This window comes from Streptomyces sp. NPDC050085 (assembly GCF_044460595.1).
Taxonomy (GTDB): domain Bacteria; phylum Actinomycetota; class Actinomycetes; order Streptomycetales; family Streptomycetaceae; genus Streptomyces.
This window is the reverse complement of record NZ_JBITJZ010000015.1, coordinates 71715-86824: the sequence shown is the minus strand read 5'-3', so window position 1 is coordinate 86824 and position 15110 is coordinate 71715. Positions and strand designations below refer to the sequence as shown.

Annotated in this window: 14 protein-coding genes; 2 read left to right on the top strand and 12 right to left on the bottom strand. The window is 72.0% G+C overall.

Going from position 1 to position 15110, the window contains the following annotated elements; genetic code table 11:
- Window positions 1-4: 4 nt before the first annotated feature.
- From ACIBUY_RS35875 to infC, 9 genes are all read right to left on the bottom strand, one after another.
- On the bottom strand, window positions 5-1354 hold the full coding sequence (locus tag ACIBUY_RS35875) for a transcriptional regulator (protein WP_365573733.1): 1350 nt from the start codon (window positions 1352-1354) through the stop codon (window positions 5-7).
- A gap of 264 nt (window positions 1355-1618) precedes the next feature.
- The gene (locus ACIBUY_RS35870) at window positions 1619-2641 is read right to left on the bottom strand and encodes a PP2C family protein-serine/threonine phosphatase (RefSeq protein ID WP_365573762.1); all 1023 of its coding nucleotides are present in this window, start codon (window positions 2639-2641) and stop codon (window positions 1619-1621) included.
- A gap of 326 nt (window positions 2642-2967) precedes the next feature.
- On the bottom strand, window positions 2968-5490 hold the full coding sequence (gene pheT, locus ACIBUY_RS35865) for a phenylalanine--tRNA ligase subunit beta (protein WP_399154875.1): 2523 nt from the start codon (window positions 5488-5490) through the stop codon (window positions 2968-2970).
- Window positions 5490-6626, bottom strand: a complete 1137-nt coding sequence (gene pheS, locus ACIBUY_RS35860; protein ID WP_399154874.1) for a phenylalanine--tRNA ligase subunit alpha — start codon at window positions 6624-6626, stop codon at window positions 5490-5492. The genes pheT and pheS overlap by 1 nt, the downstream gene beginning before the upstream one ends.
- A gap of 142 nt (window positions 6627-6768) precedes the next feature.
- Window positions 6769-7905: an ATP-binding protein gene (locus ACIBUY_RS35855; protein ID WP_365573742.1), complete on the bottom strand. Its 1137-nt coding sequence runs from the start codon at window positions 7903-7905 to the stop codon at window positions 6769-6771.
- Window positions 7906-7953: 48 nt separating this feature from the next.
- Window positions 7954-8796, bottom strand: coding sequence for an RNA methyltransferase (locus tag ACIBUY_RS35850; RefSeq protein ID WP_365573745.1), 843 nt, complete (start codon window positions 8794-8796; stop codon window positions 7954-7956).
- Window positions 8797-8945: 149 nt separating this feature from the next.
- A complete protein-coding gene (rplT, locus tag ACIBUY_RS35845; protein WP_006350245.1) occupies window positions 8946-9332 on the bottom strand; it encodes a 50S ribosomal protein L20 in 387 nt (128 codons plus the stop codon).
- 98 nt (window positions 9333-9430) lie between these two features.
- A complete protein-coding gene (rpmI, locus tag ACIBUY_RS35840; RefSeq protein WP_003947156.1) occupies window positions 9431-9625 on the bottom strand; it encodes a 50S ribosomal protein L35 in 195 nt (64 codons plus the stop codon).
- Window positions 9626-9749: 124 nt separating this feature from the next.
- The gene (infC, locus tag ACIBUY_RS35835; protein WP_365573765.1) at window positions 9750-10457 is read right to left on the bottom strand and encodes a translation initiation factor IF-3; all 708 of its coding nucleotides are present in this window, start codon (window positions 10455-10457) and stop codon (window positions 9750-9752) included.
- Between the two features lie 346 nt (window positions 10458-10803).
- Here infC and ACIBUY_RS35830 point away from each other — a divergent pair, with 346 nt between their 5' ends.
- Window positions 10804-11166: a DUF1844 domain-containing protein gene (locus tag ACIBUY_RS35830; protein ID WP_365573750.1), complete on the top strand. Its 363-nt coding sequence runs from the start codon at window positions 10804-10806 to the stop codon at window positions 11164-11166.
- A gap of 46 nt (window positions 11167-11212) precedes the next feature.
- Here ACIBUY_RS35830 and ACIBUY_RS35825 read toward each other — a convergent pair whose 3' ends face one another.
- Entirely contained in the window at window positions 11213-11944 is a 732-nt protein-coding gene (locus ACIBUY_RS35825) for an SseB family protein (RefSeq protein WP_365573753.1), read from the bottom strand.
- A 95-nt stretch (window positions 11945-12039) separates the two neighbouring features.
- Between ACIBUY_RS35825 and ACIBUY_RS35820 the strand changes: the two genes are divergently transcribed.
- A complete protein-coding gene (locus ACIBUY_RS35820; protein ID WP_399154873.1) occupies window positions 12040-12984 on the top strand; it encodes a serine hydrolase in 945 nt (314 codons plus the stop codon).
- Here ACIBUY_RS35820 and mycP read toward each other — a convergent pair.
- Window positions 12968-14137 (bottom strand): type VII secretion-associated serine protease mycosin, encoded by a 1170-nt coding sequence (gene mycP / locus ACIBUY_RS35815; RefSeq protein ID WP_399154872.1) that lies wholly within the window; start codon window positions 14135-14137, stop codon window positions 12968-12970. The genes ACIBUY_RS35820 and mycP overlap by 17 nt on opposite strands.
- Window positions 14134-14955, bottom strand: coding sequence for a hypothetical protein (locus tag ACIBUY_RS35810; RefSeq protein WP_365577135.1), 822 nt, complete (start codon window positions 14953-14955; stop codon window positions 14134-14136). Before ACIBUY_RS35810 ends, mycP begins: the two co-directional genes overlap by 4 nt.
- Window positions 14956-15110: the final 155 nt, after the last annotated feature.

Sequence of the window (15110 nt, the reverse complement as noted above, 5' to 3'; positions counted from 1 at the left end):
GGGCTCAGAGCGGTACGCGCAGCGCCCCGTCGATCAGTTCGGCGGCTTCCGCCGTGCCGGCACAGCCGCTGCGCACCAGGTGTTCGCGTACCGCCCGGAGTCTGTCGCGCAGGCGCTGGGACTCCATCCCCCGCGCCGTCTCCGCCATCTCGACGGCGCTGGCCACGGCCGCCTCGGCGTTGCCCTGTCTGAGCTGGATCTGGCTCAGCACGGCGAGCCGGTGCACCCGGCCGCGGTCGTGCGCCGGGGTGTGCACGGCCTCCTGCGCGTGCTCCTTCGCCGCCGCGTAGTCGCCGAGGCTCAACAGGGCCTCCGCCACCTGGACGTTGACGAACCCGGGCTGCACATAGCCCGTCTCGTCCGGTTCGTGTCCGCGCCGGATGCGGTCGGCGGCGGACTCGGCACGCCGGATGCACTCGAGCGCGCTCGTACCGTCGCCGAGGTGCGCGTACGCCTTCGCCTGCATCGCGTACAGGTCGGAGGCGAGCGCCGGAGTGATGTGCCGGCCCGCGGCGCGCAGCGCGGCCTCCGCGAAGGCGACGGCCTGCCGGAACTCGCGCATGTGCAGCGACTGATTGACCAGGAGCGCTATCACGTACGCCCCGAGTCCCCTGTCCCCACTGGCCTTTGCGAGCCGGAGGGCCTGATGGAAGTAGCGCTGGGCGAGACCGTGGGCGTCCGAGTCGTAAGCGCAGATGCCGGCGATGGCCACCAACCCGCCGGTGGCCCGGTGCAGTTGACGGCCCGTCGCGTCGGTGTAGCTGCCGCGAAGGAGCGGCGCCGCCTCGGTGTTGAGGAACCCGACGATCCGGCTGCGCGTCGCGATGCCGCCCGCCTTGCGGTACATCTGCTCGTAGTGCGCGCGGGCCGAACGCATCATCTCGATGTCGGCGAGCGACACCAGGACGCGTCCGCCGCGCGAGACGTCGGTGTCCTCCGGCGGGTTCTCCCACTCCCACACGGGCATCACGGCGGGGGTGCCGGTGACGGCCGGGGCGTCGAGGATGTGCCGCCGCTGCTGCTCGTCGGAGCGCCACAGCGCGGTGGCCCGCTCCACGAACCCGGACAGGCCCGAGGCGGTCGGACCGTGCGCGCCCGACGGTTCGCCGGGGATGCCGAGGCCGATGTCGTCGAGCGTGACGTGGCGCTGCAGCCGGCCGGCGAGGACCTCGCAGATGAGATCGGGGACCTGGCCGCGCGGGCGCTGGCCCTTCAACCACCGTGCCACGGCGGTGTGTTCGTAGCGCAGGGCGAGGCCGCGCGCCTTGCCCGCGTGGTTCACGTGGGCGGCGAGACCCGCGTGGGAGATCCCGGCTTCGTCGAGGATCGCGTCGAGCAGGGTGTTGGGCTGCATGGTGCCCTCCGTTGGCTCGGTCCTGGCAGCCTAGTCCGGCTGCCTTCACACGGGGTGTGATCGGAATGCCCAACTCCGGGAGGTGTGCACTCTGTTGCGGCCGATTTCCACCCGCTTGACTGAACTGCCTCGCAAGAGGCCGGCCGGGCCGTCGGCTCCCCCTCGTACAGATCGACGGCCCGATCCCGCGTCGTCCGCCCGCTCGCCTGCCCGACAACTCCGCGGCGGGCGGACGACGCCCCCTGGAGGGACATGACTGCGGGGTCAGAGAACCTTGTGGACCGGGCGGACGACGGGCTCGCCGTGCTGGACGGGCACCCGCCTGCGGTCGTTGCGCAGCACCAGCAGGGCCGCGTCGTCGCTGGGCGGTCCCCCGATGTGGGCGAGCAGCCTGGTGTACACGGCGTGGATCACGGCCTTCGGCACGACCGTGGGGCAGCGCAGGGTCTCGGCGAGAGCGGCCTGCAGGGGAAAGAACCGGCCATGAGCGTCGCGGGCGTCCTCGATGCCGTCGGTGTGCAGCAGGAGCCCCTCCCCCGGCAGGATCCGCCCGCACCGCACGGGCTCGAGCTCGGCGGGCAGCGGGAACGGGCCGAGCGGCGGCATCGGATCGCCCCCGCTCATCGTCTCGACGCGGCGCGCCGATCCCGGCCGCAGCAGATACGGCCAGGGGTGACCGCAGTTGAGCGCGTACACCGCGCCGTCCTGCCGGATCTCCAGGAGCAGCACCGTGACGAACTCCTCGGCGAGCGGGGCCTCGGGCTCGCCGCCCCCGAAGGCGGGATGTTCGTCGCGGGAGCGCTGGCGCAGGTGCCGGGCGTGCGCGCGCTCCAGCCTCCGCAGGACGCGGCCGAGTTCGTCCTCGTCGTGGGCGGCCTCTCGGAAGCTGCCGAGGACGGCGCCGACGGTGGCGAGCGCGCCGAGCCCGTGTCCGCGGACGTCTCCCATGACGAGCCGTACGCCGTGGTCGGTGGCGACGACGTCGTACAGGTCGCCGCCGATGCTGGCGCCCCGGTCGGCGGAGAGCTGTCCCGCGGCGAGGGCGAGCCCGTCCAGGCGCGGCGGCAGCGGCCGCAGGAGCACGGACTGGGCGGCGCCGGCGACGGCGCGGACGTCGCGCAACTCCCGCATCAGGCCGTGGCGTACGTGGAGTATCAACCCGGTCCCCACGACGAAGAACACGGCACTGCTGACGATCCGCGCACCCAGGCCGTTCTGCTGGGCGAGCGGGCAGATCAGCTTGTACGTGATGGCGACCGCTCCCCAGACCGTGGGCAGCCCCAGCATCAACGCCCGCCGGATTCCCTGGGGTTCGACGCGGACTGCCTTGATCAGGCGGGTGCGGAGCGAGGTGCGGAGGGAGGTGCGGACGGTACGGGTGGGCGCCCTGGTCTTGGTACGAAACATGCCGCCGGCCCCCTAGGCCCTGTTCAGCGCGCTCGCCGGTCGGCCCGGCGGCCGGATCGATTCTTACGATCGGCTGCCCCGATCGGGCCAGATCAACAGGAATCCTCACCCGAACGAGTGAGTGGGGGCACCTCCCACGCCCTTGAGGCAGTGAGGGGCGCATCCGGTGGTCCGGATGCGCCCCTCACGTGGGACTCTCTGCGCCGTTACGCGCCGCGCAGCACCGCGCCCGCGCTCTCGGCGGCCTGGGCGACCGCGGCGTCGCGGGCGGCGCTGGCCTCCTCGACCGTCAGGGTGCGGTCGGCGGCACGGAACCGGAGCGCGTACGCGAGGGACTTCTTGTCCTCGCCGAGCTGCTCCGCGTTCTCGTACACGTCGAACAGCCGGATGGACTCGAGGAGTTCACCGGCGCCGAGGCGCAGGTAGTGCTCCACGGCCGCGGCCGGGACGCTCTTGTCGACGACGAGGGCGACGTCCTGGGTGGCCACGGGGAACGTCGAGATCCGCGGCGCCCGCAGGGCACCCTCGCTCGCCTGCTCCACGAGGTCCAGGTTCAGCTCCATGGCGCAGGTGCGGGCCGGCAGGCCGAGCGCCTTGACGACGCGCGGGTGCAGCTCACCGGCGTGCCCGACGAGGGTCTTGACGCCGTCGATCGCGACGTACAGCGCGGCGCACCGGCCGGGGTGCCACGGCCCGTACTGGCCCTGGTCCACGGCGAGTTCGGTGCCCGCCTCGTGCGCGACGACCCGCGCGGCCTCCACCGCGTCGGCCCAGGTCGCCGGGTGGCCCTTGCCCCACCAGCCGGCCTGCTCGCGGGCGCCCGCGAGGACGACCGCGACGTGCCGGGGCTGGTTCGGGAGCGCGGCCGTCAGGGTCGCGAGCTCCTCGTCGGTGGGCCGCCGGTCGACGGGCAGCCGCGTCGCGATGCGCGCCTCGTCCTGCGCCAGGAAGACCAGGCCGGTCTCGAACAGCGCCAGGTCGTGGCTGCCGCGCCCGTCGTTGCGGCGCAGCGCGGACAGCAGGCCCGGCAGCAGCGTCGTACGGAGGGCGGGCTCCTCGTCGGAGAGCGGGTTGACGAGGGTGACGACGCGGCGGGCCGGGTCGTCCTGCTCCAGGCCGAGCTGGTCGAAGACGCCTTCGCCGATGAACGGGTAGCTCAGCGACTCGACGTATCCGGCGCCGGCGAGGGCGCGGCCGACGCGGCGGTGCGTGCGCTGCCGCTCGGTCAGGCCACGTCCGGCCGGGGGCTTCGGCAGGGTCGAGGGCAGGTTCTCGTAGCCCTCGAGCCGGATGACCTCTTCGGCCAGGTCGTTCGGGTCCGTCAGGTCGGGCCGCCACGACGGCACGGTGACGGTCAGGTCGTCCTGCCCGTAGACGTCACAGCCGACTTCCTGCAGCCGGCGTACGACGGTCTCGCGGCCGTACGCCACGCCCGCGACCTTGTCCGGGTGGTCGGCCGGGATCGTGATGGTGCGCGGGGCGCCCGGGGCGATGACCTCGGTGACGCCCTCCTCCGCCGTGCCACCGGCGAGCAGCACGAGGAGGTCGACGACGCGCTGGGCGGCGGCGGACGCGGCCTGCGGGTCGACGCCGCGCTCGTAGCGCTTGGCCGCCTCGGAGGACAGCTTGTGGCGGCGCGAGGTGCGGGCGATGGTGATCGCGTCGAAGTGCGCGGCCTCGATGACGACGTCGGTGGTACCGGCGCCCTCGGCGTCGTCGGGGTGATCCGCGATCTCCGTGTTGGCGCCACCCATGACACCGGCGAGGCCGATCGGGCCGCGCTCGTCGGTGATGACGAGGTCCTCGGCGTCGAGCGTGCGCTCGGTGCCGTCGAGGGTCTTGAGCTTCTCGCCCTGCTGCGCGCGGCGGACGCCGATGGCGCCCTGGACCGAGGAGCGGTCGTAGGCGTGCAGCGGCTGGCCGAGCTCCAGCATCACGTAGTTCGTGACGTCGACGGCGAGCGAGATCGGGCGCATGCCGGCCTTCTGCAGACGGCGCTGCAGCCAGATCGGCGAGCGGGCCTCGGGGCTCAGCCCGGTGACGGTGCGCGCGGTGAAGCGGTCGCAGCCGATCGGGTCGGAGACCTGGACCGGGTAACCGAACGCGTTCGGCGCCGGGACGTCGAGGAGCGCCGGGTCGCGCAGCGGAAGCCCGTACGCGATGGCGGTCTCGCGGGCGATGCCGCGCATCGACAGGCAGTAGCCGCGGTCGGGCGTGACGGCGATGTCGAGGACCTCGTCGACGAGTTCGAGCAGCTCGATCGCGTCCGTGCCCGCCTCGTGCTCGGGCGGCAGCACGATGATGCCGTGCGTGCCGTCGTCGCCCATGCCGAGTTCGTCGGTGGAGCAGATCATGCCGTGCGAGGTCTTGCCGTACGTCTTGCGCGCGGCGATCGCGAAGCCGCCGGGCAGCTCGGCGCCGGGCAGCACGACGACGACCTTGTCGCCCACCGCGAAGTTCCGGGCGCCGCAGACGATCTCCTGCGGCGCGCCTGAGCCGTTGGCGGTGCCGACGTCGACGGTGCAGAAGCGGATCGGCTTCTTGAAGCCCTCGAGCTCCTCGATGGTCAGCACCTTGCCGACGACGAGGGGGCCCTTGAGGTCGGCGCCGAGCTGCTCGACGGTCTCGACCTCAAGTCCTACGCCGACGAGCTTGGCCTGCACGTCGCGGCCGGTCTCAGTGGCGGGGAGGTCGACGTACTCCCGCAGCCAGGAAAGCGGGACCCGCATCAGATCTCCATCCCGAAGGGCCGGGTGAACCGGACGTCACCCTCGACCATGTCTCGCATGTCTTCGACGTTGTGGCGGAACATCAGCATCCGCTCGATGCCGAACCCGAAGGCGAATCCGCTGTACTTCTCGGGGTCCACACCGCACGCGGTCAGCACGCGCGGGTTGACCATGCCGCAGCCGCCGAGCTCGATCCAGCCCTCGCTGCCGCAGGTGCGGCAGGGACGGTCCGGGTTGCCGACGGACTCGCCGCGGCACACGTAGCAGACCATGTCCATCTCGGCGGACGGCTCGGTGAACGGGAAGTAGTTGGGGCGCAGGCGCGTCTTCATGTCGTCGCCGAAGAGCGCCTTGACCATGTGGTCAAGGGTGCCCTTCAGGTCGGCCATGGTGAGGCCCTCGTCCACGGCGAGCAGCTCGATCTGGTGGAAGACCGGGGTGTGCGTGGCGTCGAGCTCGTCGGTGCGGAAGACGCGGCCGGGGCAGACGACGTACACGGGCGGCTCGCGGTCGAGCAGCGTGCGGGCCTGCACGGGAGAGGTGTGCGTGCGCAGCACGACACCGGATTCGTCGCCCGCCCCCTTCTTTTCGCCCTTCGGGCCCTGGACGAAGAAGGTGTCCTGCATCTGCCGGGCCGGGTGGTCGGGCGTGAAGTTCAGGGCGTCGAAGTTGAACCACTCCGCCTCGACCTCGGGGCCCTCCGCGATCTCGTATCCCATCGATACGAAGACGTCGGCGACGCGCTCCATCATGGTCGTCAGCGGGTGGCGGGCACCGGCCGGCGTGCGGTCGTAGGGCAGCGTGACGTCCACGGCCTCCTCGACCAGGACGCGGGTGTCGCGCTCGGCCTCCAGCTCGGCCTGGCGGGCGGCGAGGCCCCGGCCGACGGCGGCGCGGGCCTGCCCGACGAGCTTGCCCGCGGCGGCCTTGGCCTGCGGCGGCAGCGCGCCGATCTCGCGGTTGGCGAGCGACAGCGGCGAGGTGCCGCCGGTGTGCGCGACCTTGGCTGCCTGAAGCGCTTCGAGCGAGTCCGCGGCGGCGAAGGCGGCGAGCGCCTCGTCCCGCACGCGCTCGATCTCTTCCGGTTTCAGTGCCTCGACCTCAACAGGGTCGTACGACTTGTTCGGTGCCGACATCTCTTCCCGTGCTTCCGATTGGCTGGCGGATGGCCCCGTCCACGACTCGTTGACGAACCGTCCCGGACATGGAGACGCAATGTGCCAAAGGACGAGTCTAACGGGGGTGAGGTGTGCGAATGCGCCCGTGGGGCCCGGTCACTCAGCTGGTGAGATACGCCGGTGCCGCCACGGGCAACGTAAATCGGAACTCGGCGCCGCCACCGGGCGCCCGTCCGACCGTGATCGTGCCGCCGTGGGCTTCGACGATGCCCTTGACGATGTACAGGCCGAGCCCGGTGCCGCCGCGCTTGCTGCCCCGCCAGAAGCGGGTGAAGACGCGGTTCATGGACTCCTCCGGGATGCCGGGGCCCTCGTCGCTGACGGTGACCGAGGTCGATTCCTTGGCCGTCGTGGAGGGCTCGACGTCAATGGTGACGGTTCCCTCGCCGTGCCGCACCGCGTTTTCCAGGAGGTTGCTCAGGACCTGGTCGACCTTGTCGGGGTCGGCCCACAGGTCGGGCAGCGGCTGCTGGACGCGGAGCAGGAACCGCTCGGCCAACTGGCCGGAGGCGACGTGGGCCTGGATGTGCCGGGAGACGGCGGCGGCGATGTCGACGGGCTGGCGGCGCACTTCGAGGCGCCCGGAGTCGATGCGGGAGATGTCGAGGAGCTCGGCGATCAGCCGCGTGACCCGGTTCGCGTCGGCGTCGACGGTCTCCAGCATCAGCCGCTTCTGCTCGTCGGTGAACCGCTCCCACTTGGCCAGCAGGGTCGCGGTGAAGCCCTTCACCGAGGTCAGCGGGGAGCGCAGTTCGTGGGCGACGGTGGCGATCAGCTCGGCATGGCTGCGCTCGGTGCGGCGCCTGGCCTCGGTGTCGCGGATCGAGACGACGACGCGGCGCACGGGCCCGGTCGGCCGGGTGCGCACGTAGCGGGCGGTCACCAGGACCTCGCGCCCGCCCGGCAGCAGCAGGTTGCGCTCGGGCTGTCCGACGCGGGTGGCGAGTCCGCCGTAGGGATCGGTCAGCTGCCACCAGCGGCGGCCTTCGAGGTCCTCCAACGGCAGGGCGCGCTCCAGCGCGGTGCCGAGGGCGCTGGTGGCGGGGACGGCGGTGATGCGCTCCGCCGCGGCGTTGAAACAGACGACGCGGCCGCTCTCGTCGGCGACGACGAGTCCGTCGGGCAGGTCGTCGGGGTGCACGCCGAGCGCGGTGGGATCGCCCTGGCCACGGCGGGGCGCGGCCGGGCCGAGCCGACCCTGCGCACCTCGCGAGCTGCTCGTGCCGACGACGCTCATCTCCCCGTATCCCACCTCTCGGTCCGCTGGTCCGAGGTGGTCACCCTACTAGCTGGGGGTGACGGAGCGGCACCCTCCGGGGGCGCGCTGTGCACGAGCGGAGGCGTACAGGCACACGGCGGCGGCCGTCGCGAGATTGAGGCTCTCGGCCTTGCCGTGGATGGGCACGCGCACGACGGCGTCCGCGAGCGCGCGGGTCTCCTCCGGGAGCCCCCACGCCTCGTTGCCGAACACCCAGGCGCTCGGGGTGCCCATGGTGCCCTTGTCGAGTTCGTCGTCGAGGTCGTCGTCGCCCGCCCCGTCGGCGGCGAGGATCCGTACGCCCGCGGCCTTCAGCCCGGCGACGGCCTCCTCGACGGGTACGCCCACGGCGACCGGCAGGTGGAACAGGGACCCGACGGAGGCGCGCACGGCCTTCGGGTTGTACAGGTCGACGGACGCGTCGGTCAGCACGACGGCCTCGGCCCCGGCGGCGTCCGCGCACCGCAGCACGGTCCCGGCGTTCCCGGGGTCCCGCACGTGCGCCAGGACGGCGACCAGCTTGGGCCGCGCCGCGAGGATCTCCTCGAAGGGCGTGTCCAGGAACCGGCAGACGCCGACAAGTCCCTGCGGCGTCACGGTGGTGGAGATGTCGGCGATGACGCTCTCGTCGGCGAGGTGCACCCGGGCTCCGGCCGCACGGGCCTCGCCCACGATGTCGGCGTACCGCTCCGCGGCCTCCACGGTCGCGAACATCTCCACGAGTCCCCCGTGTGCGGCGGCCTCCCGCACGGCCTGCGGCCCCTCGGCGAGGAACAGCCGCTCCTTGCTCCGAAAGCTCCGCTTGCCGAGCCGCCGGGCGGCGGAGACGCGGGAGGACTTGGGAGAGATCAGCTCCGGGGCGGCAACCATCACAACTCACCTTGGTACATAGGGGGCGCGGGGAACTGCGCGAGCAACCCGCCACTACGGGTCGGACCGGAAACAACAGAAGACGGCAGACGCAGTCGGACCCGCAGGCCAACAGGCCCGCGGGTCCGAAACACGGCTCAACGCACGTTTCAGGCGGCAGCCTTGGGGGCGTTGACGTCAGCCGGAAGCGCCTTCTGCGCAACCTCGACCAGCGCGGCGAACGCGTTGGCGTCGTTGACGGCCAGCTCGGCGAGGATCTTGCGGTCCACCTCGATGTTGGCGGCCTTCAGACCCTGGATGAGGCGGTTGTACGTCATGCCGTTCTGGCGGGCAGCGGCGTTGATGCGCTGGATCCACAGCTGACGGAAGTCGCCCTTGCGCTTCTTGCGGTCGTTGTAGTTGTAGACCAGGGAGTGGGTGACCTGCTCCTTGGCCTTGCGGTACAGACGCGAACGCTGACCGCGGTAACCGCTGGCCTGCTCGAGGATCGCCCGACGCTTCTTGTGCGCGTTCACCGCGCGCTTGACGCGTGCCACTTTGTAACTCCTTGTAGCGGGGCCGGGGTTGTGTTCACCCGACCCGAATTCGAATAGGTCCCGGTCAGTCGATGCTCAGGGTGCGGGGCACCCGAGCATCACTTGCCGAGAAGCTTCTTGATCTTCTTGGCGTCGCCCGGGGCCATCTCGGCGTTGCCGGTGAGGCGACGCGTCAGGCGCGACGACTTGTGCTCGAGCAGGTGGCGCTTGCCGGCACGCTCACGGAGCACCTTGCCGGAGCCGGTGATCTTGAAGCGCTTGCTGGCACCGCTGTGCGACTTGTTCTTCGGCATAGCGCCGTTCTCTCCTCGTCAGTGGCGTTCCCGGCCGGTCCGTGCACGAGGCGCGAACCGGCCGCGGGGGAACGTCAGTTGTGTCAGTTGGTATCCGTGGGCGCACAGGCTGTGCGCCGCTGGATCATGCCTCGGCCGGAGCCTCGGCGGGGGCCTCGGCCGGAGCCTCGGCAATTTCCTCGGCAACGTCCTCGGAAGACTGGTCCTCGGCGGCGTTCTGCGACTTGCCGGGGTTGGCCTTCGCGTCGGCCTTGCGGGCGGCCTGCGCCTCGCGGGCCTCGGCCATGGCCTCGGTCTTCTTCTTGTGCGGGCCGAGAACCATGATCATGTTCCGGCCGTCCTGCTTCGGGTTCGACTCGACGAAACCGAGGTCCTCGACGTCGTTCGCAAGGCGCTGGAGCAGTCGGTAGCCGAGCTCCGGCCGGGACTGCTCACGACCACGGAACATGATCGTGATCTTGACCTTGTCACCCTGCTTGAGGAACCGGACGACGTGACCCTTCTTGGTGTCATAGTCGTGCGGGTCGATCTTCGGCCGGAGCTTCATCTCCTTGATGACCGTGTGCGCCTGGTTCTTGCGCGCCTCACGGGCCTTCATGGCCGACTCGTACTTGAACTTCCCGTAGTCCATGAGCTTGCAGACGGGCGGACGGGCTGTCGCCGCCACCTCGACCAGGTCGAGGTCGTACTCCTGAGCAAGCTCAAGGGCCTTGGCAAGCGGAACAATCCCGACCTGCTCGCCGCTGGGACCGACAAGTCGCACTTCGGGAACGCGAATCCGGTCGTTGATGCGGGGCTCGGCGCTGATGGATCCTCCTCGGTAGCACCACACGACGGTCTGGCGGACCGCCGCGTATGTCTGTTTCCTAAGTACCAACCGCGCCGAAGCACAAAAAATGCCCCGGACGGTACACATGGGGGGCTCCAAGAACTACCGGAGCACCACCACGGGAACCGCGGGGCGCATCTCGGACGGTTCCATCGTCCGTACGGAACGATGGGGACCGTCTGACCGGTGACCCGCCGCCCCGGAAGGCGGTCAGGTGGGAGATCGGAGCCTCCACTTGTGGGCCGGTCACTCAGTCTGGGACGTGCGTGTCCGGCCGGTCGTTACACAAGGTTAGCAGCACTTGGGGGGTGCGCCCAACCGGGTGTGAGGGCGGCCTATCGTATGGGGCATGAGTGACGCCACCCCTTCTGTTGAAACCCCCGACTACGACGCGCTGACCCGCGACATCGCCGAGGTCCCCGCCGTCGAGGTCATCGTGACGGTCGCCGTGAACCTGATGAGCGCCGCCGCGGTCAAGCTGGGCCTGACCGAGGAGGGTGACGCCCACAAGGACCTCGACGAGGCGCGGAAGCTGATCCACGCCCTCGCCGGTCTGCTCGACGGCAGCGCGACCGAGATCAGCTCCTTCCACGCGGCGCCGCTGCGTGACGGCCTGAAGTCGCTGCAGCTCGCGTTCCGCGAGGCCTCGATCGTGCCGGACGAGCCGGGCCAGGGCCCGGGCGAGAAGTACACGGGCGCGATCTACGGCTGACGCGATCTACGGCTGATCAGTCGCGTCCGCATCAGTCGCGTACGTATCAGTCGCGTACGTAGAAGGGCTCGCCCGGAAGCGTGGCGTCGGCCGGCATCAGTGCCAGGTCGAGGCCGTGCGCCAGGCGGGCCCTCAGTGTTTCGTCGGCGGCCAGCCGCCGGGCGACCGCGTGCACGCCGGCCTCCGGAGGCATCCCCTGGTCGAGCACCAGCGCCAGCGTGCCGTCCCCCTGACCAGGGCCGAGGTACGCGCGCCGTACCGCACCCACACCGGCGACCGCGGCACGCACCGCGTCGGTGACGGCCGGGTCCGCGAGCGGGTCGGTCGTGGTGCGCCCCTCCGCGAGGGCATAGAGCGCGGCGCCCGTGATCTCGTACGGGACCGGGCCCGCGAGGTCGAGGACGACGGTGTCGGCCTTCTCGTGGGCGGCGGCCTGGAGCGCCTGGTGGAGCGGGACGGCGACCGGCCGGGCCTCGGGGTCCCACAGGGCCAGGGACGCGGTGGACGTGAAGGCGGGGAGCGCGGTGCGGCTGCCCGCCTTCAGCGTCGGGACCGCCATGTCCGAGGTCTTCTCGCGGCGCAGGCCGTTCTCGTCCGTCTCCACCTCGCCGAGTACCGCGACGACGGGGACCAGGAGACGGGCCCCCTTCAGGGCCTCCAGGACCGGGGCGTGCGCCGTGCGGTCCGTCGACCAGGCCGTCAGGGCCTCGGTCAGGCGGGGGTCCGCGGTGCCGTCGTCGTCGGAGAAGCCGGGGTCGGGAATGTTCTTGTTCGCCACGTTCACCGACCCTACCGAGCGCGCGGGCCCGGTTTCTCAGCGGACCCTGGGCCTGGGCTCATGGTCCGCACAGGGCGGCGGCGAAGCATCGCCGCATGGCCTCTGGTTCCCGTCGCCGGCGCTCCCGCAGACGTCCCGTCCTGTACGCGGCCGTGGCCTCTGTGGTGCTTGTCACCGGCACTGCCGCCACTACCGTCTACGTCAAGGCGCAGGCGCACGACGCGACTGCCCTCGTGTCGAAGGCCGCCGAGACGAAAGGGGGCGCCGTGTCCGCCGCGTCGCCTTCTCCCTCTCCCTCTCCCTCTCCCGGTGTGGACCGGGACGCCCTGCTCGCGAAGGCCGTGCGGGCTGTCGCCGACGGGCACGACGGACGGGTCTCGGTGGCCGTGCTCGACGTGACGGGCGGGACGGGTGCGGCGTATGCGAGCGGCGAGGGGACGTACGACACCGCGAGCATCGTGAAGGTCGACGTCCTGGCCGCGTTGCTGCTGCAGGCGCAGGACGACGGGCGGGCGCTGACCGCACAGGAGAAGACGTACGCCACCGCGATGATCGAGAACAGCGACAACGCCGCGACGACCGCACTGTGGGACGCCATCGGCCGGGCGGACGGGCTCGGCGCGGCGAACGAGCGGCTCGGGCTGAGCGGCACGACGGGCGGCGACGGGCCGCTGTGGGGGCTCACGCAGACGACGGCGGCCGACCAACTCACCCTGCTGCGGCAGGTGTTCGGGGTCGGGGACAGTGAATTGAGCGCGGCCTCGCGGGCGTACGTCCAGGAGTTGATGGGGAACGTCGAGAGCGATCAGGCGTGGGGGGTGTCGGCCGCCGGGTCGCCGGGGGCCGCGCTCAAGAACGGGTGGCTGCAGCGGAGCACCACCGGCCTGTGGGACATCAACAGCGTCGGCCGGGTGACCGCCGACGGCAGGCAGTACCTGGTGGCCGTGGTGTCCGACGGGAGCGCGACCAAGGACGCCGGGATCTCGCTCGTGGAGGCCGTGGCGAACGCCGCGGTGGCGGTGGTCAGCGACGCCGGCTGAGGCGGTGGCCGCGCCAGAGCCAGCCGGCCGCGACGATCAGCAGGGCGCCGAGCGTGTAGGAGACGGGGGCGACCCAGGCGGCCTGACCGTCGTCGTCGGGGTCGTCGGGGCCCGTGCCGAAGTACTTCTCGCCGTACGCCGTCGAGGTCAGGCCCTGCGGCTTGAGGTCCTTCGCCGCTTCGATGGCGGCCGCCGGATCGACCAGGCCGTAGCCGCGCGAGTCGTCGTGGCCGCCGGCCGGCGGGTCCTGCGCGGTCTGCTCGAGGAGCTGCTTGATCTGGGCGGGGCTCAGGCCCGGGTGGGCGGCGCGGACCAGGGCGACGGCGCCGGAGACGAACGCGGAGGCCGCGCTGGTGCCCCACGCCGAGTAGTACGTGCCGTCGGGGTCGGGGGTGACGATGCCGCGGCCGGGGGCGGCGACGGTGGCGTACCAGCGGCGGGTGGAGAAGTAGGAGCGGCTGCCGTTGGCGTCGACGGCGGTGGCCGTGATGACGCCGGGGTAGGCCGCCGGGTAGGAGATGTGGTCGCCCTTCTTGCCGCCGTTGCCCGCGGAGGCGACGACGGAGACGCCCTTCTTCAGCGCGTACTGGACGGCCTCGTCCTCGCTCGCCTCGGCGTGCGCGGTCGGGGAGTCGTCACCCAGGGAGAGGTTGATGACGTCGGCGCCGTGGTCGGCGGCCCAGCGGATACCGTCCGCCAGCGCGTTCCCCCGGGTCTCGCGGGCCTTGGCGCGGGCCGGGTCGCCGTCCTCCAGGATCACGCGGACCGGCAGGATCCTGGCCTCGGGTGCGATGCCGATGACGCCGTCGGCGCCGCCCGTGCCGTGTCCGTGGCCCGCGATGATGCCGGCGATGGCGGTGCCGTGGTGGGCCCAGGAGGCGTCGCCGCGCCGCGCGCCGAAGCCGATGAGGTCCTTGCCCGGCAGGATGTTGCCCTTGAGGTCGCGGTGCCGGTCGTCGACGCCGGTGTCCAGGACGGCGACCGTGATGCCCTTGCCCTTCGTGGTGCGCCAGGCCTCCTGCGTGTGGATCGCGGCGAGGCCCCACTGCTGGGCGCGGACCGAGTCGGCGTGCGCGGCGGCCGACGGGAGCAGGGCGAGCGACGCGGCGGCGGTGCAGGCGGCGAGCGCCCGGCGGATGTGGCGACGGTTCACGAGGGCTGCTCCGTGGACTTCTGTACGGCTTTGCGCAGGCCCCGTTCGACGCGGTCGGCGATGCCCTGGGCCTCGTGGCCGAGGCCCGCCTGGGCGGGGGCCGTGGTGGCGCCCGCCTTCATGGCGTCGGCGGCGGGCTGCGGCTCGGTGACGGTGCGGCCGTCGGCGAAGCCGCTGACGGCGTAGACGACGACCGGGGCGTCGGTCAGGACGTCGATCGTCCACGACGCGCGCTGCGGGTCGTCGAAGTCCGCGGCGGCGGTGCCCTTGACCGCGTACGGCCGTGGCATCAGGTCGCTGCGCCGGTCGAGGCCCTCTTCGGTGAAGCGGGTGCGCAGGGACTTGGTCGCCTCGGCGTCGGCGCGCGTGAACAGCAGGCCGACGGTGGTGACGCTGCTCTGCGTGGCGTCGGTGTACGTGGCCCGCAGCAGGCGCAGGCAGCCCGCTGGGCGCAGCGCCTTGTCCAGGAGCGGGTCGAAGGCGTCCTTGCAGCCGCTGTCGGGGGCGACGGCGACCCGGGTCCAGGTGCGGTCGGCGCCGCCGGGCCCCGCGCCCTCGCCCTTGAGGGTGGGCGGGAAGAGCGTGTCGACGGGGATGCCGTGCCAGAGTTCGGCGGCGTCGCGGTAGGCGCTCTGCGCGGAGACGGTGCCCTCGCTGCCGTCGCTGGTCAGCAGGGTGCCGGTGGCTGCGCCGCCGATGACGCCGAGGCCGAGCACGAGGCAGGCCGCCGCCGCGGCCGCGCGGGGCTTCAGGCGGGCGCCGATGGGGCGCAGGCGGGTCGTGCTGTCGTCGTAGTGCTCGGGGCGGGCGAACCGCACGAACGGCCTGCCGGCCGTACCCGGGATCGGGGTGAGGTCGACCGTGCCTACTGCCCTTCGGGGGGCGGGAGTTCTCGGTGGGGCCGGGGGGATGGGGCGTAGGCGGGTCGTCGTCTCGGTGGGGCGCTCGGGGTTTGTGTTGGGGTGCGCCTGTT

What these genes read in the sequence shown, in the direction of transcription:
- ACIBUY_RS35830 (WP_365573750.1), top strand. Translation starts at nt 10,804, where the DNA reads ATGAGTGACGCCACCCCTTCTGTTGAAACCCCCGACTACGACGCGCTG.
- ACIBUY_RS35850 (WP_365573745.1), bottom strand. Translation starts at nt 8,796, where the DNA reads ATGGTTGCCGCCCCGGAGCTGATCTCTCCCAAGTCCTCCCGCGTCTCC.
- ACIBUY_RS35870 (WP_365573762.1), bottom strand. Translation starts at nt 2,641, where the DNA reads ATGCTGGGGCTGCCCACGGTCTGGGGAGCGGTCGCCATCACGTACAAG.
- pheS (WP_399154874.1), bottom strand. Translation starts at nt 6,626, where the DNA reads ATGTCGGCACCGAACAAGTCGTACGACCCTGTTGAGGTCGAGGCACTG.
- ACIBUY_RS35855 (WP_365573742.1), bottom strand. Translation starts at nt 7,905, where the DNA reads ATGAGCGTCGTCGGCACGAGCAGCTCGCGAGGTGCGCAGGGTCGGCTC.
- ACIBUY_RS35875 (WP_365573733.1), bottom strand. Translation starts at nt 1,354, where the DNA reads ATGCAGCCCAACACCCTGCTCGACGCGATCCTCGACGAAGCCGGGATC.
- ACIBUY_RS35820 (WP_399154873.1), top strand. Translation starts at nt 12,040, where the DNA reads ATGGCCTCTGGTTCCCGTCGCCGGCGCTCCCGCAGACGTCCCGTCCTG.
- pheT (WP_399154875.1), bottom strand. Translation starts at nt 5,490, where the DNA reads ATGCGGGTCCCGCTTTCCTGGCTGCGGGAGTACGTCGACCTCCCCGCC.
- rpmI (WP_003947156.1), bottom strand. Translation starts at nt 9,625, where the DNA reads ATGCCGAAGAACAAGTCGCACAGCGGTGCCAGCAAGCGCTTCAAGATC.